The organism is Curtobacterium sp. MCBD17_003 (assembly GCF_003234885.2).
Classification (GTDB): domain Bacteria; phylum Actinomycetota; class Actinomycetes; order Actinomycetales; family Microbacteriaceae; genus Curtobacterium.
This window is the reverse complement of sequence record NZ_CP126275.1, coordinates 3,025,480-3,048,575: the sequence shown is the minus strand read 5'-3', so window position 1 is coordinate 3,048,575 and position 23,096 is coordinate 3,025,480. Positions and strand designations below refer to the sequence as shown.

The following is a 23,096-nucleotide window of genomic DNA, read 5'->3' as shown; positions in this document are numbered from 1 at the left end:
GCAGCTGAACAGTGGACAAGATCAGCCGTGACAGCGCTGAGGAGCGCGTGTACCCCGCTGCGCCCACCTCGGGCGCGTCGCCCGAGGCGCGGGGACGCCGACCGTGCCCCGAGCGGACGCCGCGGGAACGACGAAGCGCGGGCCCCGATGAGGGACCCGCGCTCCGAACAGAGACCGGGAGGTCAGATGACGCGGATGTTCTCCGCCTGGAGCCCCTTCGGGCTGGTCGCGACGTCGAACTCGACGCGCTGGTTCTCCTCCAGCGAGCGGTAGCCGCCCGTCTGGATGGCGGAGTAGTGAGCGAAGAGGTCGCCGCTGCCGTCGTCGGCAGCGATGAAGCCGAAACCCTTCTCGGCGTTGAACCACTTGACGATGCCTGTAGCCATGACTGCGTTGTTTCCTTGTTCTGCTGGTGCGGTACGCGTCTGTTCTGCGCATCGACTGTCCGCCCAACCTACGGCATCCGGCCTGACAACGCGACGGTGGATCCGGTGGATGTGCGTATTTCATCTGCGGGTCACGGTCCCGTCACCCGGACGGAGACACGCGCCGCTGCCGCCACCACTCGGAGGAGCGCCCCGGATCGCGTTCGCGACGGTGGGCCCCGTGGGGCTCGAACCCACGACCCTCGGATTAAAAGTCCGGTGCTCTACCGACTGAGCTAGAGGCCCTCGCCCTCCAGCGTATCGGCCGACGGAGCGCCGTCCCACCTGACCACCGTGTCACCGGTCCCGCCTACACTGACGCCGATGCCACGCGACTACCACCGACCCGTGCAGTTCACCGCCGCCGAGTTCGAGGCCATCCAGGGCGGCAACGACCCGGCGCTCATCAACCGTGTCGCGCACGAGACCGCGACGGCGTTGGTGCACCGCGTCCGCACCGATCCGGACCCCGCCGTCGTCGAGCGCCTCGTGACCTACACGGACGTGCACGGGATCGACGCCCTCGCCGAGCTCTGGGCACGGGTCGGCGCCCACACCCTGCCCGGTGCGCTCTGGCGGATCTACCTCGTCCGCACCCTGATCCGGCAGAACCCGGACGAGGTCGCGTACCTCTTCGAGCGCGGCACCGAGGCGGTCTCGACGATCGACCAGGCCGTCGCGGGCGCGGAGCAACCGACCGGACCGGCCGAGATCGTCACCCTGGCGGACGAGATCCTCCGCGGCCTGTACACCGGCGACTTCGCGGTCGCGCTCGAGCGCGGAGCGGCGTTCTGCCGCCTGACGGCCGCCGGAGCGACGAGCGTCGCGGACGACGCCGACCTCACGGCGGAGGACCGAGCCAGTGAGCTCACCCGTCGTGCGTTGCGCCTGTCCGAACTCGCCGAGGACCTCGCTGCGGCCGCCGGGTTGTGGCGCCGCGACAGCCTCGACTGACCGCGCCGACGCGCCCGGGGCGCGCGCACGTCCTCTCTGCGTGAACACCCGACGGTGGCCAGGGCGCCTTCGCTACACTCGTCCACGTCGGGCCGCAGTAACCCCGGGCTCCAAAATTCGCCGCTCCGAGCGGCCTCGCGCCGAGAGGCGTTTCTGCGGTCCGGCGTCCACGTCACGACGGGCCCGGCGGTTCCCTCCGCCGGGCCCGTCGTCGTTCCCGCGACCCGGATCATCGGGCGTCCGGTGTCGACGACGATCCCGCTGGAGCCTGGGTGCGGGTGCGGGCGCAGGTGTCGACGGGGCCGCAGTCGTTCGACCTGCGCACTGTCGTGTCCGCCGCCCCGGACCTTCTGCCGCCCCGGACCTTCCGCGGCACCCCGCCGGAAGCCCGCCCAATCCGATCCGCGGGGGACGCCGAATCCCTGCTGTGACGGCGGGACGGCCGCTCACCACCGGAACCACCCCGTGCGACCCGGGCCGACGGCCCATTCCCTGCGGGTCGCACGGGGTCCGGTGCCGTCGCCGTCCAGCCGTCATCGACGTACCCGGAACCACCAGCGCGTCGTGGACAACGGCTGCGCTCCGACGCCCTGTGAGGAGGAAAACCTGCGATGCTGACTCTCGTGGAACGCGACACGAACGGCTACGAGGCCCCCTCGTCCCCACTCGTTGCGTCGCCTGACGAACTCCTCACACGCGTCGCCGCTGGCGATCAAGAGGCGTTCGGAGCCCTGTACGACCAGCTCTCGGGCCGCGTCATGGGGCTCATCACGCGGCTGCTCCGAGATCATGCCCAGTCCGAAGAGGTGACGCAAGAGGTCTTCCTCGAGGTCTGGCAGAACGCCAGCCGGTTCGACGCCGCGCGCGGTTCGGCCCCGAGCTGGATCCTGACGATGGCGCACCGACGCGCGGTCGACCGGGTGCGGGCCGCACAGTCCTCGCGTGACCGGGACACGAAGGTGGGCATCCGCGACTTCGAGACGGACTTCGACTCGGTGACCGAGTCGGTCGAGATCCGCATCGAGCACGAGCGGGTCAGCCGGGCGCTCGCCCGCCTCACCGAGTTCCAACGCCAGGCCGTCACCATGGCCTACTACGGCGGCTACTCGCACAGCGAGATGGCCGCGATCCTCGGTGTCCCGATCGGCACCGTGAAGACCCGTCTCCGTGACGGGATGATCCGACTCCGCGACGAGATGGGGGTGAGGTCATGACCGTCCGACCCGACGACGTGGCGCTCATGACGGGTTCCTACGCGACCGATGCGGTCGACGCCGTCGAGCGCGCTGCGGTCGACGCGGCGATGGCCGCATCCGACCCGGTGCGTGCCGAGGTGGACTCGCTCCATGAGACCGCACTGCTGCTGGCCTACGCGGTCGAGCCGGTCGAGCCGCCGCGCGACCTCCGGGCCGCGCTCATGGCGAAGATCGCCACGACGCCCCAGCTCCCGGCGCTGCCGGTCGATGACGCACAGGGCGGCTCGTCCGTGGGTGACCTCGCCGCCGCCGCGCCCGGCTCCGCACAGTCCGTCGCGCCGCAGCCGGTCGCCCGGGAGGCCCGGCACGCGGCCGTCACGGACGTCACCGCCGCCCCCGCCGGCACGGCGTCGGGGACCGCGCGGGTCCGCTGGTACCAGCGTCCGGCTCGCGTGGTCCTGGCCGCCGCCGCCGCGGTGGCCGTGATCGCCGGCGGCACCCTCGGGATCCAGTCGCTCGCCGAGCACGAGACCGGACCCGGACAGGGGCAGGTCCAGGCCTCGACGAAGCTCGACCAGATCTACGCCGCCGCGGACTTCCAGCGGGCGTCGACGACGGTCAAGGGTGGAGGCACGGCCACGGTCGTGTGGTCCGACCAGCTCCGCAAGTCCGCCGTGATCTTCAAGGGCGTCAAGGCCGCGCCCGCCGGCAAGACGTACGAACTCTGGTACATCGGGTCCTCGATCACGCCGGCGGGACTCGTCGGTTCGGTCGACGGTGGCACGACGAGCGCGGTGCTCTCCGGCGCCAAGGCGGCGGGCGACACCATCGGCATCACGGTCGAACCCGCCGGGGGCTCGAAGCAGCCGACCACGAAGCCGATCGTGGCGGTACCCACGAGCGCCTGACGACCAGGTCCAGGACGGACGGGAGGCGGTGCACCTGCTGGTGCACCGCCTCCCGTCATGCGCTCTGCCCCGCGGCGCGCGTGGCCGGGGGGATCACCCGAAGCGGCCCGAGACGTAGTCCTCGGTGGCCTGCACGGTCGGGTTCGAGAAGATGTTCGCCGTCTCGCCGTACTCGATGAGGTGACCGGGCTGGCCGGTGCCCGCGATGTTGAAGAACGCGGTCTTGTCGCTGACTCGGGAGGCCTGCTGCATGTTGTGCGTCACGATGACGATCGTGTAGTCCTGCTTCAGCTCCTCGATGAGATCCTCGATCGCCAGGGTCGAGATCGGGTCGAGCGCCGAGCAGGGTTCGTCCATGAGCAGGACGTCGGGCTGTACCGCGATCGCCCGAGCGATGCACAGGCGCTGCTGCTGCCCACCGGACAGGCCCATGCCGGGCTTGTCGAGGCGGTCCTTGACCTCGTTCCACAGGTTCGCGCCCTGCAGGGACTTCTCGACGATGTCGTCGGACTCCGAGCGGCTGATGCGCTTGTTGTTGAGCTTGACGCCGGCGAGGACGTTGTCCTTGATCGACATCGTCGGGAACGGGTTGGCGCGCTGGAAGACCATGCCGACCTGTCGACGTACGAGCACCGGGTCGACGCCGGGCGCGTAGAGGTCGTCGCCGTCGATGCGGACCTCGCCCTGCACCGTCGCGCCGGGGATGACCTCGTGCATGCGGTTCAGGGTGCGGAGGAACGTCGACTTGCCACAGCCGGACGGGCCGATGAAGGCGGTGACCGTCCGCGGCTCGATCGTCATCGAGACGTCCTCGACGGCCTTGAACTTGTTGTAGTAGACGTTGAGGCCGGAGACCTCGATGCGCTTGGACACGCTGGTTCCTTCTGGGGTGGGTGGTCGGGTGCCGGTTGCCGGGGGAGTGGCTACCGACCGATCTTGGGTGCGAAGACGCGGGCGATCAAGCGGGCGATGAGGTTGAGCAGCATGACGATGAGGATGAGCACGAGCGCTGCGGTCCAGGCGCGGTCGACGAACGGCACGGGGTTCGCGCCCTGCTGCGAGTACTGCGTGTACGCGAACACGGGCAGCGTCATCATCGGGTTGCCGAACAGGTCGTAGTTCATGCTCGTCGTGAAGCCGGCGGTGACGAGCAGGGGGGCGGTCTCGCCGATGACGCGGGCGATCGCCAGCATGACGCCGGTGGTGATGCCCGCGAGGCTCGTGGGCAGCACGACCTTGACGATGGTGAGCCACTTCGGCACGCCGAGGGCGTACGAGGCCTCGCGGAGGTCCATCGGGACGATCTTCAGGACCTCCTCGGTCGACCGGACGACGACGGGGATCATGAGGACCGACAGCGCGACCGACCCGATCGCGCCCGTGCGGGTGCCCGGCCCGACGATGAGCGCGAACAGCGAGTAGGCGAACAGCCCGGCGACGATCGAGGGGATCCCGGTCATGACGTCGACGAAGAACGTGATGCCACGGGCGAGCCAGCCGCGGCCGTACTCGACGAGGTAGATCGAGGTGAGGAGCCCGATCGGCACGCTGATGAGCGTCGCGAGCAGGGTGATCTCGACGGTGCCGACGATGGCGTGCAGTGCGCCGCCGCCCACGGTGATGACGTTGCGCATCGAGTACGTGAAGAACTCGACGTCGAAGCGGTGCAGCCCCTGGGCGATGACGGTCCAGAGCAGCGACACGAGCGGCAGCACGGCGACGATGAACGCGGTCGCGACGAGCGAGGTGACGAGCCGGTCGATCGCCTTGCGGCCACCCTCGACGATCCGCGAGATCACGACGATGAGGACGTCGAACAGGACGGTCCCGAGGAACAGTGCGCCGACGACGTTGAAGTCCGCGACGGTACCGCCCGCGTTGAGCAGGGCGAAGACGAGGCCGAAGGCGATCCAGCTGCCGGCGAGCAGGATCCAGGGGAACGGCTTCGGGAGCTTGCCCGACGCGTAGACGTTGCCGCGGGCGGGGCGGAGCGCGATGGTCATGGTTCTGGCCTTCCCGTCAGACGACGCGCTTGCGGACGATGAACCGCGCGGCGATGTTGATCACGAGGGTGATGGCGAACAGGATCAGGCCCGATGCGACGAGCGCGTTGAGCCGGACGCCGGACGCCTCGCTGAACTGCAGCGCGATGTTCGCGGCGATGGTGCTCGGGTTGAGCGAGGTGAGCACCTTCGGCGTGACGCTGTTCGACACGGACAGCACGATGGCGACCGCGAGTGTCTCGCCCAGCGCGCGCCCGAGGCCGAGCATGATCGCCGAGACCATGCCGGACCGGGCGAACGGGAACACCGACAGCCGGATCATCTCCCAGCGCGTGGCGCCGAGGGCCAGGGCGGCCTCCTCGTTGAGGCGCGGCGCCTGCAGGAAGATCTCGCGCATGACCGCGGTCATGATCGGGATCGTCATGACCGCGAGCACGATCGCCGCCGTCAGGATCGTGCGACCCGTGCCGGACACCTGTCCGGAGAACAGCGGGAACCAGCCGAGGGAGTGGTTGAGGAAGACGTAGAAGGGCTGCACGAAGCGAGCCAGGACCAGGACGCCCCACAGGCCGAACACGACGCTCGGTACGGCGGCGAGCAGGTCGATCACGTACCCGAGCAGGGCGGCCATCCGTCGCGGCGCGTAGTGCGAGATGAAGAGGGCGATGCCGATGGAGATCGGCGTCGCCATGACGAGCGCGAGGAGCGCCGCCCAGACGGTCCCGAAGACGAGGGGACCGACGTAGTCCCAGAAGCCCGTGGCGTCGTTCGGCAGGTCCCCGGGCTTGGCGGAGAACGCCGGGATGCTCTGCCAGACGAGGAACAGGGCGACGAGGGCGAGGACGAGGAGGATGAGCCCGCCGGCCAGGACGGTCGCGGTGGAGAACATGCGGTCGCCGATGCGGACGGTCGCACGCGGCTTCGGGGGCTGCACGGCCTGCGGCTGCGGTGCCGGGGCTGCGGACATGGGGCTCCTGTCGGGGAGGGCGCCGGGGGAGGCGTCGGGTGGGGTGTGCTCGGTGGCTGCGGGGCCGGGAGGAACGGTGCGGGTCGGGTGGACCGCGCGCCGGTCGGAGCCGCTCGCGGTCGGAGCCGCTCGCGGTCAGACCCGTGAACGGGTCCGGCCCAGACGTCCGGTCGGATGGGTGGTGACCGGGCGTCTGGGCTGACACGGTGTCACTTGATGGTGGCGACGGCCTTCTGGACCTTGCTCGCGAGGTCCGAGGACAGCGGGGCAGAGCCGGCCTGCTGCGCGGCGGCCTGCTGGGCGTCCGACGAGGCGACGTAGTCCAGGTACGCCGTGACGAGGCCGGCCTTGCTGCTGTCGCTGTACTGCTGGCACGCGATGGCGTACGAGACGAGCACGAGCGGCCAGGCGCCCTTCGCGGTGTCCTTGCGGTTGATGTCGATCGCGAGGTCGTTCTTCGCGCGGCCCGACACGACGTCGGAGTCCGCGACGACCTTGGCTGCGCCGTCGGCGCTGATCTTGGTGGCGGTGCCGCCGACCATGAGCTTGGCCTTCGAGAGGCTGCCGGCGCCGGAGTCGTCGATGTAGGTGATCGAGTTCGATGCACCACCCATGGCGCTCGCGACACCCGAGGTGCCCTGCGCGCCGTCACCGACCTTGTACGGGTAGGTCTGGCTCGGGGCGGCGTTCCAGACGTCCGACGCGTTCGCCGAGAGGTACTCGGTGAAGTTCTGCGTCGTGCCCGAGTCGTCCGAGCGGTGGATCACGTTGATCGAGGCGGACGGCAGCGACGCGCTCTTGTTGAGCTTGGCGATCGCCGGGTCGTTCCACTTGGTGATCGTGCCCTTGAAGATGCCGGCGACGGTCTCGGCGTCGAGCGTGAGGTTCTTGACGCCGTCGACCTTGTAGGCGATGGCGATCGGCGAGATGTAGATCGGCAGGTCGATGCCCTTGGTGCCGGTCTTGCACTCCTTGAAGTCGCCCGACAGCTCGGTGTCGGCGAGTGCTGCGTCGGAGCCGGCGAAGTCGGCGGCGCCGGAGATGAAGCTCGAGCGGCCCGCGCCGGAGCCCTGCGGGTTGTAGTTGACCGTCACGCCGGACGCCTTCGACTGGAAGCCCGAGATCCAGGTCGTCTCGGCGGTCCCCTGCGCGCTCGAGCCGATGCCGTTCAGGGTGCCGGAGAGGCTGGAGAGGTCCGCGCCCGTCGAGGCGGAGGACGAGGCGCTGGCGGAGCTGCCGCTGCCGCTGCCCTCGTTCGCCGCGCAGGAGGAGAGCACGATCGCGCCGGCGATCGCGATGGCCGCGACCGAACCGATTCGCTTGATGTTCACAGGGGTCCCTTCGGGGATGTCAGGTGCAGGGGCGGCCGGTGGGTGGCCGACCTGCGAGTGACAGTAAGGAAGGGAGGTGACGGGGACGACGCCGCTCGGTGAACGACGGGTGAACGAGCGGGGAACGGGATCGCGGGATCGTGCGGCGCGGTGCCGACCGCGCTATACGTGGATCCGTGTGTGCCCGCTCCGGCACCGCAGGCGCGTCAGTCGTGGACGCCGGACGAGTGGGTCTCGACGGCGATGAGCTCGTCGTCGGCGATGTGCAGCACCGCGAAGTCCCCGGTCGAGAGCATCGCGGCCCGGTGCAGGTCGAAGCGCGAGTCCTCGCCCGAGGTCGCAGCGGCGATGTGCGCGATGATGTCGGGGAGCACCGGGCCGTGCGAGCAGAGCACGGTGGTGCGTCCCTTCCGGAGCCGTTTGCGCACGACCCCCGGCACGTCGCTCTTGCCGTGCTCGTGGGCGTCCTGGCTGATGTCGGCGGTGCTCGTGACGCCGATCTTCGTCCGCGCCGAGAGCGGCTCGACCGTCGCCAGGCATCGCGCGGCCGTGCTGCTCACGATCTTCCGCGGGCCGAAGGCGGCGATCGCCGGCGCGACCTGCTTGGCCTGCGTCCGCCCGACCGGCAGGAGTGGCCGGGTGGCGTCGGGTCCGCTCCACTGGTGCCGCGGCGTGGTCTTGCCGTGCCGGAGGGCGATCATCGCGAACGTCCGGTGCTGGCCCACGGCGGCCCGTTCGGCGAAGCGGTCGAGGATGGCGATGTCGCGCTCGTACGTGAGCATCGACCGTGCGGCGTCGATGTCCACCCACTCGAGCGCGGCGACCTCGTCGTTCGGGTGGAAGGCCCCGGCCCGCTCGATCTCGGTGTCCTTGACCTGAGCCACCCAGTAGTGGACGACCTTGTCGCGGCCGTTCGGGAGCACGTACTCGGCCGTACCGATCGGAGCACCGAGGTGCACGCGGTAGCCCGTCTCCTCACGGATCTCGCGGACCGCTGCATGCGGCACCGACTCGCCCGGGTCCACCTTGCCCTTGGGGAACGAGACGTCCTTGTGGTGCTCGCGGTGGATCAGGAGCACCTGGGGGCCGCCCTCGTGCCGTCGCCAGCACACGGCACCGGCGGCGACCACGAGGCCGTCGGGTGTCGTCTGACTCATCGGGAGGAACGCTTCCGCGCTGAGATCTGGCGCATCAGGCTGTCCTGCAGGTCGAGTAGGGGTTCGCCGTCGTCGTCCACCGCGTGCCGGGTCCACTCGCCGTCGGACTCGAGGTGCCACGAGCTCGTGGTGTCGGCCATCGCGAGGTCGAACAGCCGCTCCATCTCGTCGATGTGCCGCGGCGCGGTGAGTCGGACGAGGGCCTCGACGCGGCGGTCGAGGTTGCGGTGCATCATGTCGGCACTGCCGATGTAGACCGCCGGGTCGCCGTCGTTGTGGAACGAGAAGACCCGCGAGTGCTCGAGGTACCGGCCGACGATGGAGCGCACGCGGATGGTCTCGCTGTAGCCCTCCATCGCGGGCTTGAGCGAGCAGATGCCACGGACCCAGATGTCGATCGGGACACCCGCCTGGCTGGCGAGGTACAGGGCGTCGATGATCTCCTCGTCGACCATCGAGTTCACCTTGATCCGGATGCCCGAGGCCTTGCCCGCGAGCGCGTTCACCGTCTCGGTGTGGATCCGCTTGAGCAGGCCCTTGCGGAGGTGGAGCGGGGCGACGAGCAGCCGCTTGAACTTCTTCTCGATCGCGTAGCCGGACAGCTCGTTGAACAGGCGGGTGACGTCCTTGCCGACCTGATCGTCGGTGGTGAACAGCCCCATGTCCTCGTAGATACGGCTCGTCTTCGGGTTGTAGTTGCCCGTGCCGATGTGCGTGTAGTGCCGCAGCCCGTTCTTCTCCTGGCGGATCACCAGGGCGATCTTGCAGTGTGTCTTGAGCCCGACGAGTCCGTAGACGACGTGCACCCCGGCACGCTCGAGCTTGCGCGCCCAGCCGATGTTGTTCTGCTCGTCGAACCGGGCCTTGATCTCGACGAGTGCGAGCACCTGCTTGCCGGCCTCCGCGGCGTCGATCAGGGCCTCGACGATGGGGCTGTCACCCGACGTCCGGTAGAGCGTCTGCTTGATGGCCAGGACGTTCGGATCGGCGGCGGCCTGCTGCAGGAACGCCTGCACGCTCGTGGAGAAGGACTCGTACGGGTGGTGGACGAGGACGTCCTCGCGTCCGATCGCACGGAACAGGTCGGGCTTCATGTTCGGCTCGTCGGGCTGCAGCTGCACCGCGGTGGTGGGCACGTGCCGCGGGTAGTGCAACTCCGGGCGGTTGATCTTGGCGATCTCGAACAGCCCGCCGAGGTCGAGCGGCGACGGCAGACGGAAGACCTCTTGCTCGGTGACGTCGAGCTCGCGGATGAGCAGGTCGAGGGTCACCGGGTCCATGTCCTCGGTGATCTCGAGGCGGATCGGCGGCCCGAACCGGCGTCGGAGCAGCTCGCGCTCGAGCGCCTGCAGGAGGTTCTCGGCCTCGTCCTCCTCGATCTCGACGTCCTCGTTGCGGGTGACGCGGAACACGTGGTGCTCGACCACCTGCATGCCGGGGAACAGGTCGTCCAGGTGGTTCGCGATGAGGTCCTCGAGCGGGATGAAGCGCAGCCGCCCCGACCCGTCGTCCGGGAGCTGCACGAAGCGCGGGAAGTTCTGCGGCACCTTGAGCCGGGCGAACTCCTGTCGCTCCGTCTTGGGGTTCCGGACCCGCACCGCGAGGTTGAGGGAGAGCCCCGAGATGTAGGGGAACGGGTGGGCCGGGTCGACCGCCAGGGGCATGAGCACCGGGAAGATCTGGTCGGTGAAGTACTCGTCCATCCGGACGCGGTCGGCCTCGACCAGGTCCGACCAGTTCTCGACGTGGATCCCCGCGGCGTCGAGGTCGGGCTTGAGCGAGTCGCGGAAGGCGTGCGCGTGGCGGTCCTGGAGCTCGTGGGCGTCGCGGGCGATGTCGGCGAGCACGTCGAGCGGGGCGCGGCCCACGTTCGTCGGCACGGCGATGCCGGTGTCGATGCGGCGCTTGAGCCCCGCGATGCGCACCATGAAGAACTCGTCGAGGTTCGAGGCGAAGATCGCGAGGAAGTTCGCACGCTCGAGCAGGGGAACCGCGCGGTCCTCGCCGAGTTCGAGCACGCGCTGGTTGAACCGGAGCCAGCTGAGCTCGCGGTCGAAGTACCGATCCGTCGGCAACGACTCGTGCTCGACGCGGACGATCTCGTCGAAGTCGTCGAGATCCGGGGTGACGGATTCGCCGTCCAGCTGCGGCTCGGTTTCCATGGACTCATCCTGCCATCCGGGTCCCCCACGCGGTGGTGGTGGGACGACCTCGTGGAGAACCCAGGGCGAACGGACGACGTGGAGGCGTCGGTCAGGGCGCCCCGTACTGCACGTCCACCGCGTGCTCGGTGAACCCGGTGCGACGGTAGAGCGCGAGCGCCGGGACGTTGTCGCCCTCGACGTAGAGCGCCGCCGCGGTGAGTCCCCGCCCGCGCAGACGCGCCATCCCCGCGCGCATGAGCACGCCGCCGATCCCCTGCCCCTGCAGGTCCGGGCGCACGGCCACGGCGTAGAACTCACCGATGCCGTCCTCGACCTTGAGCCAGCAGGAGCCGGCGAGCCGGGGGTCGTCACCGCGTCGGAGGAGGAGCAGGTCGGCAGCGTCGAACCACGGCTCGCGCTCGCGGTCGCGGAGGTCGTCGAGCGTCATCCGGCCCTGCTCCGGGTGGTGCGCGAACGCGGCGGCGTTGAGGTCGAGCCAGGCGTCCTCGTCGATGCCCGGGCGGAACGCGTCGACGTGCTGGTCGGCCGGGAGGCCCGGGTCGGCCGCGACGCGGACCTCGCCTCCGCCCGCCGCTGCGGTCCCGGCCCCTGCGCTCCCCTCCGTGAGTGGGGCGCGCAGCTGGAGCAGCCGGCGGACGGGGTGCCACCCGGCCCGGGCCGCGAGGGCCTGCGCCGCCGGTGCGTCGCCGTGGGCCCACGCGAGCGACGGAGCCGGTCGGACCGCGAGCGCACGGTCGACGAGCGCGGTCCCGATGCCGCGGCCCCGGGCCTCCCGGCCGACCGCGAGTTCGAGTTCGCCGTCGCGCAGCACCGCGGCCCCTCGGCCGTCGTCGTCGCTGAGGACGCGGGCGCGTCCGGCGCGGACGTCGACGAGGGTCTGGTCGGAGAACGGCGGTGCCTCGCCGTGGGCGGCGGCCTCGGCCGCGAGCGCCCGGACGAGGTCACCCGCTGCGGTGTCAGACACCGTCGCCGGCCAACCGGTCGGCGTCGTCGTCGTACACGTTGAAGCGGTAGCCGACGTTGCGGACCGTGCCGATGAGCGACTCGAGGTCCCCGAGCTTCGCGCGCAGGCGCCGGACGTGGACGTCGACCGTGCGCGTGCCGCCGAAGTAGTCGTAGCCCCAGACCTCGCTGAGCAGCTGCTCGCGCGTGAACACCCGTGAGGGGTGGGTCGCGAAGAAGCGGAGGAGCTCGAACTCCTTGAAGGTGAGGTCGAGCGGCCGGCCGCGCACCTTGGCCGAGTAGCTCGCCTCGTCGATGACGACGCCCGACGCCTGGATCTTCGACCCGGACTGCGCCTGGGAGGCCCGGCCCACGACGAGGCGGATGCGGGCGTCGACCTCGGCCGGGCCGGCGGTCTCGAGCACGACGTCGTCGATGCTCCACTCGCTGTTCACCGCGGTGAGTCCACCCTCGGTCACGACGAGCACGACCGGCGTGGTCGATCCGGTGGTCGAGAGGATCTTGCAGAGGGACTTCGCGCTCACGAGGTCCGTCCGGGCGTCGACGAACATGAGGTCGCTCGACGGCGCGTTGACCAACTGCGAGGCCTCGGCCGGGACATGTCGGATGCGGTGGCTCAGGAGACCGAGCGCGGGCAGCACCTCACCGGGCGCGGTCGAGGTGAGCACCAGCAGCTGGGCCACGGAACCTCCAGGACGGGTCGGGGCGGTCCTCCACATCCTAGTGACGCCCCCGGACGGACCCTGCGCCCGGTCCCGCTCGCGGTCCCGGTCCCGGTCCCGGCACCGTCCGCACGCCCCGCACCGGTGCGATGATGTGACGATGAGCGACACGACACGGACGAGCCGCATGACCACCCTGTCGGTCGTCCCGGTGTGGGTGCTCGCCGTGGTCGGGGCCGTCCTCGTCCTGCTGCTCGCGCACGAGGACCCCTTCGCCTGGATGCTCCTCGTGCTCGTGGGCAGCGTGCTCGTCGGCTTCGTGCTCCAGCTCGCGACCCAGACCAAGGACGGACTCGTGCTCCGCATCAGCGCGGCGTCGTCCGGGGCGTTCGTCGTGGTGCTCGTCGGGACCGTCCTGCTGCTCGTCCGAGCGTGACGGGCGCGACGGGCAGCACGGGCGCCACCGGCCGGACGGGGCCGACGGCCTGACGGATCGCCCGGCCTGCGGCTCGCCGTCCGCGCCGGACGCGGGAGCGTCAGGGCCGCCGCGTAGACTCCGGGCATGGATTCGCTGCTCCCGCTCGAGCTCTTCTACGTGGGTCTCCTCGGGCTCGCGTCGCTCGCCATCGCGTTCACATCGGTCGTCGTGCTCGTCAAGCTCTTCAAGGGTCAGCGCTGACCCGATGATCGACATCCCATCGAACCTCCCGGCCGAGCTCGTCCCGCTGTCCTGGCTCATCGGTGTGTGGGAAGGCACGGGCGTCGTGCACTACCCCGTGGGCGACGACGTCCGTGAGCACGAGTTCGGCCAGCGGGTCAGCTTCAGCCACGACGGCCTGCCCTACCTCAACTACTCGTCGTCCGCCTGGCTCCTCGACGAACGGCAGACGCCACTCACCGCCGAGATGGGCTACTGGCGGCTCGACCGTCCGTCCGAGCCGGGGGACCGCGGTCCCGCCATGCTCCTCGGCGAGGGCGCGATGCCGTTCACCACGGCGCGGAGTGTCGAGGCGCTCCGCAACAACGACGACGGCTTCGACATCGAGGCCTCGATCATCCACCCGACCGGCGTCAACGAGCTCTACGTCGGGCGCATCCACGGGCCCCGGATCGATCTGTCGACCGACGCCGTGATGCGCTCCTCGAACGCCAAGGAGTACTCCGCGGCGACGCGCATGTACGGCCTCGTCGAGGGCAAGCTGTTCTGGGCGTGGGACATCGCGGCGCTCGGGCAGGAACTCACCTCGCACGCCTCCGGGCAGCTCGCCCGGGTCGAGTGACCATGTCGAACGCCGACGGCACCACCTCGCCGGACCGGGAGGGCACCCCCTTCGCGACGCGGGACGGGTACATCGACGACGGCGCGGGTGTCGCGGCGCACTACGGCAACCCGCTCGGCGAACAGCGTCTGCTCGAGCGGGGCCGCGCCGTGGTCGACCTCGGCACGTACGGCGTCGTCACGGTGACGGGCCCGGACCGGCTGTCGTGGCTCAACTCGATGACGACGCAGCTGTTGCTCGGCCTCGCTCCGGGCGTCCCGACCGAGACCCTCGTGCTCGATGCCTCCGGACGGCTCGAGCACGCGGCGCGCGTCGTCGACGACGGCACCACCACCTGGCTCGTGACCGACCCCGGCGACGCCGCACCACTCGCGGCGTGGCTGACGTCGATGCGGTTCATGCTCCGCGTCGACGTGGCCGACCGGTCCGCCGAGCACCGGGTCGTCGGCGCCTTCGCGGACGCGCCCCTGGCCGCGGTCGCCCCCGTCGTCACCTGGACGGACCCCTGGGCCGCGATCGCCGTCGGCGGCTGGAGCTACGCCGACCCGTCCGACCACCCGGGCCGGGACTGGTCGCTCCGTCTCGCCGTGCTCACGCCCGCGGACGCTGCCGCGCTCGCCGCGTCCGACGTGCCCGTCGCGGGCACGCTCGCCCTGGAGGCCCTGCGCATCGCCGCGTGGCGCCCGCGTCTCGCGGACGCCGACGAGCGCACGATCCCGCACGAGCTCGACTGGATGCGTTCCGCCGTCCACCTCGACAAGGGGTGCTACCGCGGGCAGGAGACCGTCGCGAAGGTGCACAACCTCGGGCATCCGCCGCGCCGCCTCGTGCTCCTGCACCTCGACGGCTCCCAGGGGGTCCTGCCCGCGCCGGGCGCCGTGGTCCGGGCGCAGTCCGACGACGCCGAGGTCGGCCGGGTCACCGCGGTGGCGACGCACCACGAGCTCGGTCCGATCGCGCTCGCGGTGGTCAAGCGCACGGTCGACCCGACCGCGGTCCTCGTCACGGACGCCGAGGACACCGTGGTCACGGCAGCGCAGCAGGTGATCGTCCCGCCGAGCGCGGGGGCGACCGCGGACGTGCCCCGGATGCCGCGCCTCGGCGCGGTCCGTCGCCCGACCTCCTGACCCTCGTGCCGTTGTCGGTCCGACGGCGTCTCTGTGTCGGCGGCTGCGCACTCAGTCGGCCGCGGCTCGAAGGGCCCGGCGGCGGCGCGCTGATCCGGCCGCGCTCACGCCGGCGCGACCGCCGACCACGGCACGGTCACCTCGCCGAGGCGCCATCGGGTGACGCCGTGGAGGACCGGCCAGCCCCGGTCGCGCATCGCCCGGACGGTGGCGATCCACCGCTGGCGGGGCCCGTAGGTCCCGAGCGGCGCGGCGACCGCCCACGCGTGGTCGAGGTCCCGCAGGTAGTCGTGCACGCGCTCCCCGGGCACGTTCCGGTGGATGAGTGCCTTCGGCAGCCGTTCGGCCACGATCGAGGGGGCCTCGAGTCCGGCCAGGCGGAGCGACACCGTGAGGGTCTGCGGGCCGCCCCGCGTGACGTCGATCCAGCTCGCGACGCGGCCGACCTCGTTGCACGTGCCCTCGACCAGGACCCCGTCGGGCTGGAGTCGGTCGGTCATGAGCGCCCAGGCGGCCGGGACCTCGTCCTCGGCGTACTGGCGGAGCACGTTGAACGCGCGGATGACGGCGGGGCGACGACCCCGGGGCGTGGGTGTCTCGAACCCGCCGAGCCGGAACGTCACCCCGTCACGTTCGGCGAGCCGGGCGATCCGGACCCGCTCGGGCTCGATCTCGATCCCGGTGACCTCGACGTCGGGCCGGACTCGCACCAGGCGGTCCCGGAGTTCGAGCGTGGTCGTCGGGCTCGCCCCGTAGCCGAGGTCGGCCACGAGCGGATCGTCCGTGCGGCGCAGCACCGGGAGTGCGGCGATCCACCGGTCCACGCGCCGCAACCGGTTCGTGCCGGTGGTGCCGCGCGTGACGTTCCCGATCGGCATCCACCCAGGGTAGGGCCAGGGCGGGCTCGTCCGATCGGGCCTCCGGGCCGCTCGGTAGACTCCGGGCATGACCTCGACACTCGTCCTCCTGCGGCACGGCAACAGCGACTGGAACCAGAAGAACCTCTTCACCGGTTGGGTCGACGTGCGGCTCAGTGAGCTCGGCGAGCAAGAGGCGAAGCGTGCGGGGCAGCTCATCGCCGAGTCGGGGATCGTGCCCGACGTCCTCTACACCTCGGTGCTCACGCGGGCGATCCAGACGGCGGACATCGCCCTGCTCGAAGCCGACCTCGCGTGGCTGCCGGTCAAGCGGAACTGGCGTCTCAACGAGCGGCACTACGGCGACCTGCAGGGCAAGGACAAGGCGCAGACGCTCGAGCAGTACGGCGAGGAGCAGTTCATGGAGTGGCGTCGGTCGTTCGACGTCCCGCCGCCCCCCATCGCCGACGACGCCGAGTGGTCCCAGGCCCACGACCGGCGGTACGCGGGCCTCGGCGACGACCTGCCGCGGACGGAGTCGCTCGCGCTCGTGATCGACCGCCTGCTGCCGTACTGGCAGTCGGACATCGTGCCCGACCTCGCGGCGGGCCGCACGGTGCTCGTCACCGCACACGGCAACTCGCTCCGGGCGCTGGTCAAGCACCTCGACGGCATCTCGGACACCGACATCGCCGGCCTCAACATCCCGACGGGCATCCCCCTGGTGTACGAGCTCGACGACGAGCAGCGTCCGACCGGTCCCGGCCGGTACCTCGACCCGGACGCCGCCGCCGCGGGTGCCGCCGCGGTCGCCGCTCAGGGCAAGAAGTAGGGGCAGCTCCCGGCCTTCCCCCTCCCCGCCGAGATCGCACAACGCGCCGCTCACCTCCAGAGGTGAGCGGCGCGTTGTGCGATCTCGGCGCCCGGACGGGGCGGGTGCCCGGGCGGGCGGGCCGGCCGCAGGCAGGGCCGTCAGGCGCCGAAGTGTCGGCTGATCTCCAGCACCAGTTGCGCGACGTCGAGGGCCGCGCCGGTGTCGACCCGCACGACCGGCCCGAGCCCGACCGGCCCCGCGGCGGCCGCGTGCTCGTCCCAGAAGGCGAGCACGTCCTCCAGATCGCCGTGCGTGGGGTGCCGCAAGGGCGAGCCGGGGTCGTACCGGTCGCGCAGGCGTTCCTCGGCGACCGTCCGGTCGACGTCGCACCAGACCTCGACGAACCGCGGGAACCCGGCGCGCGCCAGCCCCGTCACGAGGTGCTCCCGATCACGCGTCGGGAGCCACACCGCGTCGAGCACGACGCCGGCTTCGACCGCCGCGGCCATGCCCCAGACGGTGTCCATCGCGACGCCGCCCAGTGCTCGCGACGTGATCATCGGGCCCGCGATGTCGGCGAGCGGTTCCTTGACGGCGTCCTTCGACAGGAGCGGGCATCCGAGCACCTCGGCCAGGCCGGCCGCGAGCGTGGTCTTGCCCGATCCCGGGAGTCCGTTGACGAGGATCGCGACGGCAGCCATACGACCATCCTCGCAGAGCCGGGTCGGCCGTCGGCCCGGCGGGTCCGGCTACTCGGCCGCCGCGCCCACCCAGTCGCCGGTCGCCAGGTACTGCACCTTCTTGGCGATGGACACGGCGTGGTCGGCGAAGCGCTCGTGGTACCGGCTGGCGAGGGTCGCGTCGACGGTGTCGATCGTCGCGCCCTTCCAGGTCTCCCCGAGCACGGCGTCGAACACGCTGGCGTGCAGCTCGTCGACCCGGTCGTCCTCGTCACGGATCTCCTCGGCGAGGGTGACGTCCTCGGTCAGGAGCAGCCGCGCGAGCTTGTCGGCCATCGCGACGTCCAGGGCGCCCATGTCGCGGAACGTGGAGCGGAGGCTCTTCGGGACGACCTTCTCGGGGAAGCGGTAGCGGGCGAGCTGCGCGATGTGCTCGGCCATGTCGCCCATGCGCTCGAGCGAGGCGCTGATGCGGAGCGCGCTGACGACGGTCCGGAGATCGCGGGCGACGGGGGCCTGGCGGGCCAGGATGTCGATCGCGAGCTCGTCGAGCGACTGGGCGGCGTGGTCGATCTTCGCGTCGTCGGCGATCACCTGCTCGGCGAGCGCGACGTCCGAGTCGTTGAACGCCGTGGTCGCGCGGTCGATCGCGGTCGCCACGAGCGCGGCGATCTCGGCGAGCCGCTCCTGGACGTCCTGGAGCTCCTGCTGGAACACTTCGCGCATCATGAGCCCTTCCGTCGGCACATCTCACCTGGTGCATCGTCGGCGGATGCCCGAACAGTGTCGGCCGTCCAGGTGAACGGACGGTGACGGCCGACTGAACGGTCGTCGCGGCACCCCCGGTCCTCCGTGGACCGGGGCTGGAGGGGTGCGCGTCCGTCCTTACACTGGCGTCCATGGACAACGCGTGGCTCGTGCCACTGTCGATGCTCCTCGGCGGTGTGTTCGGTGCGGGCGTCGTGGTGTTGGTGATCGCGGCGGAGCGGACCGCCCGGGCGGCCGACGTCGCCGAGCGGCACCTGCCGGACGGCGTCGCGGCGGTGATCGCGACGATGCACAACCCCGCGGTGGTCGTCGACCCGTCGAACACGGTGGTCGCGGCCTCGCCGCAGGCGCTCGTCGTGGGCCTCGTCGTGCGGCGGCGGCTCGTGCACGACGAGCTCGTCGACCTCGTGGACCGGGTGCGCCGCAGTGGCGAGAACGCGACCGAGGACCTCGAGCTGACCCGGGGGAGCCGCGACGCGGTCGGGTACCTCGGGTTCCGGGCGGCGTTGCTCGGGAACCGGTACGTGCTGCTCACCGCCGACGACCTCACCGAGAGTCGACGGATCGACGAGGTCCGTCGTGACTTCGTCGCGAACATCTCCCACGAGCTCAAGACCCCGATCGGTGCGATCGGCCTGCTCGCCGAGACCCTCGTCGCGGCGGCGGACGACCCGGAGCACGTCCGCCGGTTCGCCGCCCAGCTCGTGACCGAGTCCGAGCGGCTCGGCGCACTGACGAAGGACATCATCGAGCTGTCCCGGCTGCAGTCGCTCGACGTCGTCGAGACGAGCGAGGAGGTCGCCGTGGACGGCATCGTGCAGGCGGCGATCGACGCGAACTCGGTCGTCGCCGCGAGCCGCGACATCCAGATCGTCCGCGCCAAGAAGTCGAAGCTCCGGGTCATGGGCGACGCGGCGCTGCTCCAGGTCGCGGTCTCGAACCTCGTCGCGAACGCGGTCAAGTACTCACCGGACCACACCCGCGTCGGACTCGGCGTGCGGCGGGCGGACGGCTTCGTCGAGATCACCGTCACCGACCAGGGGGTCGGGATCCCGGAGGTCGACCTGGACCGCGTGTTCGAGCGGTTCTACCGGGTCGATCCTGCGCGGTCCCGGGCGACCGGCGGCACGGGCCTCGGGCTCGCGATCGTCAAGCACATCGTCGCGAACCACGGCGGCGACGTCCGCGTCTGGTCCCAGCCCGGCCGCGGATCGACGTTCACCATCCGGATCCCGGAAGCCGACCCCGAACTCACATCAGCCCTCGAAGAGCACCTGGAAGAGCAGCAATCGTGACCCACATCCTCATCGTCGACGACGAACCCGCCCTGAGCGACCCCCTGAGCTTCCTGCTGCAGCGCGAGGGCTACGAGACCACCGTGGCCGCCGACGGCCTCGCCGCACTCGCGCAGTTCGACGCCGTGACGCCGGACCTCGTGCTCCTCGACCTCATGCTCCCGGGGCTGCCCGGCACCGAGGTCTGCCGACAGATCCGGACGCGGTCGAACGTGCCGATCATCATGCTCACGGCGAAGGACTCCGAGGTGGACGTCGTCGTGGGCCTCGAGCTCGGTGCGGACGACTACGTCACGAAGCCGTACTCGACCCGCGAGCTCCTGGCCCGGATCCGCGCGGTGCTCCGGCGCCGCGTCGACGACGACCAGGCGGACAGCGGCGTGCTGCAGGTGGGCGCCATCCGGATGGACGTCGAGCGGCACACGGTCACCGTGGACGGCGCCGAGACGCCGATGCCGCTCAAGGAGTTCGAGCTCCTCGAGCTGCTCCTCCGGAACGCCGGGCGCGTCCTGACCCGCGGTCAGCTCATCGACCGCGTGTGGGGGTCCGACTACTTCGGGGACACGAAGACCCTCGACGTGCACATCAAGCGGATCCGCTCGAAGATCGAGCGGACGCCGTCCGTGCCCGAGGTGCTCGTCACCGTGCGCGGGCTCGGCTACCGCATCGAGGCCTGATCCGCCGGTCGCCGGCCGGGAGGGACGGTGCGGGCCCGACCCGCGCCTCCCGGCCGCGCGCGGCCCCGCCTGCCCGGCGCTGCGTCCGCGGCGCTGCCTGCGCGGCGCTGCCTGCGCGGCGCTGCCTGCGCGGCGCTGCCTGCGCGGCGCTGCGTCCGCGGCGGCCGGTCCGATCCGATCCCCGTTCGGCGGGGCGGACGACGCGGCGCCCCCGACCCGGAGGTCGGAGGCGCCGTCGGTGCTGCGGGACGTCGGACCGTCAGCCGACCGGCGTGGCCGTCGAGGTCGGCGTCGGCGTGAGGGTGGGGGTCTGCGACTGCTGCGGGGTGGGCAGGAGCGTGCTGTACTCCTCCATCGCGCCGTTCAGCACGGGGACCGAGATCGACTTGCCCGAGGCGCCGGAGTAGGTGAAGTAGACGCGGGCCAGCGAGCCGGCCTTCGAGTCGAGCTTCGGGAACACGACCTCCTGCGCGGTGGGGCTCGTGCTGCCGAGGTCCACCGAGGAGTTGCCCGGGATGACGACGGTCACGGACTGCCCCGCGTGGTCCTTCGGCTCGATCGTCACGGTGCGCTTGCTGTCCGCGTTGTTCACGAGCGACGCGACGAGCCGCGCCCGCTTGCCGTTCTTGGTGAGGAGGAGGGCGTTGCGCACGTCGACGGCACCGACGGAGGTGCTCACGCCGTCACTCGCGTTGTACCCCTTGGTGGTGCCGGCCTCGGTGAGGAACTCGCAGCCGGCGGTCCCGACGGCGATGGACGCCGCCACGGCGATGGACACGAGAACCCGAGCTCTCACACTTTCCTCCAGGAGTCACGATGCTTGACCGGTGGGACAGCCGTCATGGACGCATCCGAGCTTGGCGCGGTGCGGCTGGGGCCGCTGTCAGCGACCCGCGCGACACCGGATCGCAGCGGGCCCACGGCGACCCGCCCCATCCTAGCGATGGGCGGGGGCACTGCCCGTGCAGCCCCACCGGCCGCCCATTACTCGACAAATGCTTGTGGTAAACTGAAGGTCTCGGAACGGAGCTCAACACATGCAATTCGAGGTCGGCGAAACCGTCGTCTACCCCCACCACGGGGCGGCAACCATCTCTGAAGTCAAGACGCGGATCATCAAGGGCGAGGAGAAGGTCTACCTCAAGCTGCGTGTCACCCAGGGTGACCTGACGATCGAGGTGCCGGCGGACAACGTCGACCTCGTCGGTGTCCGTGACGTCATCGGCAAAGAGGGCCTGGACCGCGTGTTCGAGGTCCTGCGCGCCCCGTTCACCGAGGAGCCGACGAACTGGTCGCGCCGGTACAAGGCGAACCTCGAGAAGCTCGCCTCGGGTGACGTCATCAAGGTCTCCGAGGTCGTCCGCGACCTCTGGCGCCGCGACCAGGACCGCGGTCTCTCCGCCGGCGAGAAGCGCATGCTCGCCAAGGCCCGTCAGATCCTGATCTCCGAGCTCGCCCTCGCCGAGAAGACCGACGAGGACCAGGCCTCGACCGTCCTCGACGAGGTCCTCGCCTCCTGACGCATCCGTGACCCACCGGTCACCCACGACGGCGCCGACGTCCCATGACGTCGGCGCCGTCGCCGTGCGCGCGGTCGTCGTGGTCGCGGCGGGTTCGGGGACCCGGCTCGGGTTCGGCGTCCCGAAGGCGTTCGTGCCGGTCGCCGGCCGTCGGATGCTCGAGCGGGCGCTCGAACCGCTGTTCACGCTCGCCGAGCCCACGTTCGTCGTGGTCGTCGCTCCCGTCGAGCGGCTCGACGAGTGCCGTGCCCTCGTCGCCGACGTCGCCGGACCGGCGGTCGGCCACACGGCGGTCGTGCCGGGAGGCCCCGATCGCCACGCGTCCGTCGAGGCCGGCCTGGCAGCCCTGCCGGACTCCGTCGCCTCGGTGCTCGTCCACGACGCCGCCCGGTGCCTCACCCCGGCCGACCAGGTCGAGCGGGTGTTCCAGGCCGTGCGGACCACGGGCGCGGGGGTCGTCCCGGCGCTCCCGGTGACGGACACCGTGAAGCGCGTCGACGTCCTCGGTCCCGATGACGGCGCCGTCGTCGTCGAGACCGTGGACCGAGCCGCACTCGTCGGTGTGCAGACGCCCCAGGGGTTCCCGCTCGAAGCACTCCGGGCCGCGTACGCGTCCGCCGCCCGCTCCGAGACCGACGACGCCGGGGTGTTCCAGGCCGCGGGCGGCGTGGTGCACGTGGTGGCGGGTGACGCGGACGCCTTCAAGATCACGACCGCCTGGGACCTCCGTCGCGCGGAGGCCGTGGTCGCCGACCGCGGGGCGGACCGGCGGCCGTCGGATTCGCCTGGTCCGGGCCTCCCGGCCGGGGTGCCGGTGGCGGCGCGCGTCGGGCTGGGTGTCGACGTCCACGCGTTCGACGCCGCGGTGCCGTGCCGGGTCGGGTTGCTCGCGTTCCCGGATGAGCCCGGGCTCGCGGGCCACAGTGACGGGGACGCCGTGGCGCACGCGGTGTGCGACGCCCTGTTGTCCGCCGCCGGGCTCGGGGACATCGGCGGTCGGTTCGGGACCGACGATCCCCGCTACGCCGGCGCGTCGGGGACCGTGTTCCTGCAGGGGACGGTGGCGCTCCTGGCCGAGGCCGGTTGGGTGCCGACGAGCGTCAGCGTGCAGGTCATCGGGAACCGGCCGCGGATCGGTGCCCGGCGCGAGGAGATGCAGGACGCACTCGCGGCGGTCGTCGGTGTGCCGGTCGCGGTGTCCGGGACGACCACCGACGGCCTCGGGTTCACGGGCCGGGGCGAGGGGATCGCCGCCATCGCCACGGCGCTCGTGCACAGGGCGACGGGTGCCGACACCGTCCACACGGCGGCCGCCGACTGAGTCACGCGGACGGACGACCCCATAGT

24 protein-coding genes and 1 tRNA gene are annotated in these 23,096 nt (G+C 71.2%); 11 read left to right on the top strand and 14 right to left on the bottom strand.

The features are described from left to right. Positions 1-182: 182 nt before the first annotated feature. Positions 183-386, bottom strand: coding sequence for a cold-shock protein (locus DEI88_RS14410; RefSeq protein WP_111011681.1), 204 nt, complete (start codon positions 384-386; stop codon positions 183-185). 212 nt (positions 387-598) lie between these two features. Then, a tRNA-Lys gene (locus DEI88_RS14405) sits at positions 599-671 on the bottom strand. A 78-nt stretch (positions 672-749) separates the two neighbouring features. On the opposite strand from DEI88_RS14405, the gene DEI88_RS14400 reads away from it, so the two are divergent. The 3 genes from DEI88_RS14400 (at position 750) to DEI88_RS14390 (ending at position 3,483) form a co-directional block, all read left to right on the top strand. Continuing rightward, positions 750-1,379: a DNA-directed RNA polymerase subunit beta gene (locus DEI88_RS14400; RefSeq protein ID WP_111011682.1), complete on the top strand. Its 630-nt coding sequence runs from the start codon at positions 750-752 to the stop codon at positions 1,377-1,379. Between the two features lie 611 nt (positions 1,380-1,990). Then, positions 1,991-2,593 (top strand): ECF RNA polymerase sigma factor SigK, encoded by a 603-nt coding sequence (sigK, locus tag DEI88_RS14395; protein WP_111011683.1) that lies wholly within the window; start codon positions 1,991-1,993, stop codon positions 2,591-2,593. Continuing rightward, entirely contained in the window at positions 2,590-3,483 is an 894-nt protein-coding gene (locus DEI88_RS14390; protein WP_111071816.1) for an anti-sigma factor, read from the top strand. The genes sigK and DEI88_RS14390 overlap by 4 nt, the downstream gene beginning before the upstream one ends. A gap of 93 nt (positions 3,484-3,576) precedes the next feature. On the opposite strand, the gene pstB is transcribed toward DEI88_RS14390, so the two are convergent. The 8 genes from pstB to DEI88_RS14350 form a co-directional block, all read right to left on the bottom strand. Further along, positions 3,577-4,356, bottom strand: a complete 780-nt coding sequence (gene pstB / locus DEI88_RS14385; RefSeq protein ID WP_111013078.1) for a phosphate ABC transporter ATP-binding protein PstB — start codon at positions 4,354-4,356, stop codon at positions 3,577-3,579. A gap of 50 nt (positions 4,357-4,406) precedes the next feature. After that, positions 4,407-5,486, bottom strand: a complete 1,080-nt coding sequence (pstA, locus tag DEI88_RS14380; protein ID WP_111071815.1) for a phosphate ABC transporter permease PstA — start codon at positions 5,484-5,486, stop codon at positions 4,407-4,409. A gap of 16 nt (positions 5,487-5,502) precedes the next feature. Next, positions 5,503-6,453, bottom strand: coding sequence for a phosphate ABC transporter permease subunit PstC (pstC, locus tag DEI88_RS14375; protein ID WP_111036131.1), 951 nt, complete (start codon positions 6,451-6,453; stop codon positions 5,503-5,505). A gap of 209 nt (positions 6,454-6,662) precedes the next feature. Then, complete coding sequence (locus tag DEI88_RS14370; RefSeq protein ID WP_111036649.1) at positions 6,663-7,784, bottom strand: phosphate ABC transporter substrate-binding protein PstS; 1,122 nt, start codon at positions 7,782-7,784, stop codon at positions 6,663-6,665. 206 nt (positions 7,785-7,990) lie between these two features. Further along, positions 7,991-8,941, bottom strand: a complete 951-nt coding sequence (locus tag DEI88_RS14365; RefSeq protein ID WP_111071814.1) for an NUDIX hydrolase — start codon at positions 8,939-8,941, stop codon at positions 7,991-7,993. After that, positions 8,938-11,103, bottom strand: a complete 2,166-nt coding sequence (locus tag DEI88_RS14360) for an RNA degradosome polyphosphate kinase (protein ID WP_111071813.1) — start codon at positions 11,101-11,103, stop codon at positions 8,938-8,940. Before DEI88_RS14360 ends, DEI88_RS14365 begins: the two co-directional genes overlap by 4 nt. Before the next feature lie 91 nt (positions 11,104-11,194). Continuing rightward, on the bottom strand, positions 11,195-12,070 hold the full coding sequence (gene mshD, locus DEI88_RS14355; RefSeq protein WP_111071812.1) for a mycothiol synthase: 876 nt from the start codon (positions 12,068-12,070) through the stop codon (positions 11,195-11,197). Further along, on the bottom strand, positions 12,063-12,752 hold the full coding sequence (locus DEI88_RS14350) for a winged helix-turn-helix domain-containing protein (protein WP_181434755.1): 690 nt from the start codon (positions 12,750-12,752) through the stop codon (positions 12,063-12,065). The genes mshD and DEI88_RS14350 overlap by 8 nt, the downstream gene beginning before the upstream one ends. Before the next feature lie 139 nt (positions 12,753-12,891). Here DEI88_RS14350 and DEI88_RS14345 point away from each other — a divergent pair, with 139 nt between their 5' ends. The 3 genes from DEI88_RS14345 (at position 12,892) to ygfZ (ending at position 15,138) form a co-directional block, all read left to right on the top strand. Next, complete coding sequence (locus tag DEI88_RS14345) at positions 12,892-13,167, top strand: hypothetical protein (RefSeq protein ID WP_111010526.1); 276 nt, start codon at positions 12,892-12,894, stop codon at positions 13,165-13,167. Between the two features lie 247 nt (positions 13,168-13,414). Further along, on the top strand, positions 13,415-14,011 hold the full coding sequence (locus tag DEI88_RS14340; RefSeq protein WP_111010525.1) for a heme-binding beta-barrel domain-containing protein: 597 nt from the start codon (positions 13,415-13,417) through the stop codon (positions 14,009-14,011). A gap of 2 nt (positions 14,012-14,013) precedes the next feature. Then, on the top strand, positions 14,014-15,138 hold the full coding sequence (ygfZ, locus tag DEI88_RS14335) for a CAF17-like 4Fe-4S cluster assembly/insertion protein YgfZ (protein ID WP_111071811.1): 1,125 nt from the start codon (positions 14,014-14,016) through the stop codon (positions 15,136-15,138). A 104-nt stretch (positions 15,139-15,242) separates the two neighbouring features. Here the strand turns inward: ygfZ and DEI88_RS14330 are convergent, their stop codons facing one another. Next, a complete protein-coding gene (locus DEI88_RS14330; RefSeq protein ID WP_111036655.1) occupies positions 15,243-16,016 on the bottom strand; it encodes a class I SAM-dependent methyltransferase in 774 nt (257 codons plus the stop codon). Between the two features lie 67 nt (positions 16,017-16,083). On the opposite strand from DEI88_RS14330, the gene DEI88_RS14325 reads away from it, so the two are divergent. Then, positions 16,084-16,827 (top strand): phosphoglyceromutase, encoded by a 744-nt coding sequence (locus DEI88_RS14325; RefSeq protein ID WP_111013084.1) that lies wholly within the window; start codon positions 16,084-16,086, stop codon positions 16,825-16,827. Positions 16,828-16,967: 140 nt separating this feature from the next. On the opposite strand, the gene DEI88_RS14320 is transcribed toward DEI88_RS14325, so the two are convergent. Then, positions 16,968-17,510, bottom strand: coding sequence for a P-loop nucleotide/nucleoside kinase family protein (locus DEI88_RS14320; protein WP_220038135.1), 543 nt, complete (start codon positions 17,508-17,510; stop codon positions 16,968-16,970). A gap of 48 nt (positions 17,511-17,558) precedes the next feature. Then, positions 17,559-18,215 carry a phosphate signaling complex protein PhoU gene (gene phoU, locus DEI88_RS14315; protein WP_111010556.1) on the bottom strand — a complete coding sequence of 219 codons (657 nt, stop codon included), beginning with the start codon at positions 18,213-18,215 and terminating at the stop codon, positions 17,559-17,561. Positions 18,216-18,388: 173 nt separating this feature from the next. Here phoU and DEI88_RS14310 point away from each other — a divergent pair, with 173 nt between their 5' ends. Both DEI88_RS14310 and DEI88_RS14305 read left to right on the top strand, forming a co-directional pair. Further along, positions 18,389-19,552, top strand: coding sequence for a sensor histidine kinase (locus DEI88_RS14310; protein ID WP_111013085.1), 1,164 nt, complete (start codon positions 18,389-18,391; stop codon positions 19,550-19,552). Then, positions 19,549-20,229: a response regulator gene (locus DEI88_RS14305; protein WP_111049103.1), complete on the top strand. Its 681-nt coding sequence runs from the start codon at positions 19,549-19,551 to the stop codon at positions 20,227-20,229. The genes DEI88_RS14310 and DEI88_RS14305 overlap by 4 nt, the downstream gene beginning before the upstream one ends. A gap of 259 nt (positions 20,230-20,488) precedes the next feature. Here the strand turns inward: DEI88_RS14305 and DEI88_RS14300 are convergent, their stop codons facing one another. After that, positions 20,489-21,025 (bottom strand): hypothetical protein, encoded by a 537-nt coding sequence (locus DEI88_RS14300; RefSeq protein ID WP_146246054.1) that lies wholly within the window; start codon positions 21,023-21,025, stop codon positions 20,489-20,491. Between the two features lie 241 nt (positions 21,026-21,266). Here DEI88_RS14300 and DEI88_RS14295 point away from each other — a divergent pair, with 241 nt between their 5' ends. Together DEI88_RS14295 and ispD are read left to right on the top strand one after the other, a co-directional pair. Further along, the gene (locus DEI88_RS14295) at positions 21,267-21,749 is read left to right on the top strand and encodes a CarD family transcriptional regulator (protein WP_111010518.1); all 483 of its coding nucleotides are present in this window, start codon (positions 21,267-21,269) and stop codon (positions 21,747-21,749) included. 64 nt (positions 21,750-21,813) lie between these two features. Continuing rightward, positions 21,814-23,070 carry a 2-C-methyl-D-erythritol 4-phosphate cytidylyltransferase gene (ispD, locus tag DEI88_RS14290; RefSeq protein ID WP_258375022.1) on the top strand — a complete coding sequence of 419 codons (1,257 nt, stop codon included), beginning with the start codon at positions 21,814-21,816 and terminating at the stop codon, positions 23,068-23,070. The last annotated feature ends 26 nt before the right edge of the window (positions 23,071-23,096 follow it).

What these genes read in the sequence shown, in the direction of transcription:
- DEI88_RS14410 (WP_111011681.1), bottom strand. Translation starts at nt 386, where the DNA reads ATGGCTACAGGCATCGTCAAGTGGTTCAACGCCGAGAAGGGTTTCGGC.
- DEI88_RS14400 (WP_111011682.1), top strand. Translation starts at nt 750, where the DNA reads ATGCCACGCGACTACCACCGACCCGTGCAGTTCACCGCCGCCGAGTTC.
- sigK (WP_111011683.1), top strand. Translation starts at nt 1,991, where the DNA reads ATGCTGACTCTCGTGGAACGCGACACGAACGGCTACGAGGCCCCCTCG.
- DEI88_RS14390 (WP_111071816.1), top strand. Translation starts at nt 2,590, where the DNA reads ATGACCGTCCGACCCGACGACGTGGCGCTCATGACGGGTTCCTACGCG.
- pstA (WP_111071815.1), bottom strand. Translation starts at nt 5,486, where the DNA reads ATGACCATCGCGCTCCGCCCCGCCCGCGGCAACGTCTACGCGTCGGGC.
- pstC (WP_111036131.1), bottom strand. Translation starts at nt 6,453, where the DNA reads ATGTCCGCAGCCCCGGCACCGCAGCCGCAGGCCGTGCAGCCCCCGAAG.
- DEI88_RS14365 (WP_111071814.1), bottom strand. Translation starts at nt 8,941, where the DNA reads ATGAGTCAGACGACACCCGACGGCCTCGTGGTCGCCGCCGGTGCCGTG.
- DEI88_RS14360 (WP_111071813.1), bottom strand. Translation starts at nt 11,103, where the DNA reads ATGGAAACCGAGCCGCAGCTGGACGGCGAATCCGTCACCCCGGATCTC.
- DEI88_RS14345 (WP_111010526.1), top strand. Translation starts at nt 12,892, where the DNA reads ATGAGCGACACGACACGGACGAGCCGCATGACCACCCTGTCGGTCGTC.
- DEI88_RS14340 (WP_111010525.1), top strand. Translation starts at nt 13,415, where the DNA reads ATGATCGACATCCCATCGAACCTCCCGGCCGAGCTCGTCCCGCTGTCC.
- ygfZ (WP_111071811.1), top strand. Translation starts at nt 14,014, where the DNA reads ATGTCGAACGCCGACGGCACCACCTCGCCGGACCGGGAGGGCACCCCC.
- DEI88_RS14330 (WP_111036655.1), bottom strand. Translation starts at nt 16,016, where the DNA reads ATGCCGATCGGGAACGTCACGCGCGGCACCACCGGCACGAACCGGTTG.
- DEI88_RS14325 (WP_111013084.1), top strand. Translation starts at nt 16,084, where the DNA reads ATGACCTCGACACTCGTCCTCCTGCGGCACGGCAACAGCGACTGGAAC.
- DEI88_RS14320 (WP_220038135.1), bottom strand. Translation starts at nt 17,510, where the DNA reads ATGGCTGCCGTCGCGATCCTCGTCAACGGACTCCCGGGATCGGGCAAG.
- phoU (WP_111010556.1), bottom strand. Translation starts at nt 18,215, where the DNA reads ATGCGCGAAGTGTTCCAGCAGGAGCTCCAGGACGTCCAGGAGCGGCTC.
- DEI88_RS14310 (WP_111013085.1), top strand. Translation starts at nt 18,389, where the DNA reads ATGGACAACGCGTGGCTCGTGCCACTGTCGATGCTCCTCGGCGGTGTG.
- DEI88_RS14295 (WP_111010518.1), top strand. Translation starts at nt 21,267, where the DNA reads ATGCAATTCGAGGTCGGCGAAACCGTCGTCTACCCCCACCACGGGGCG.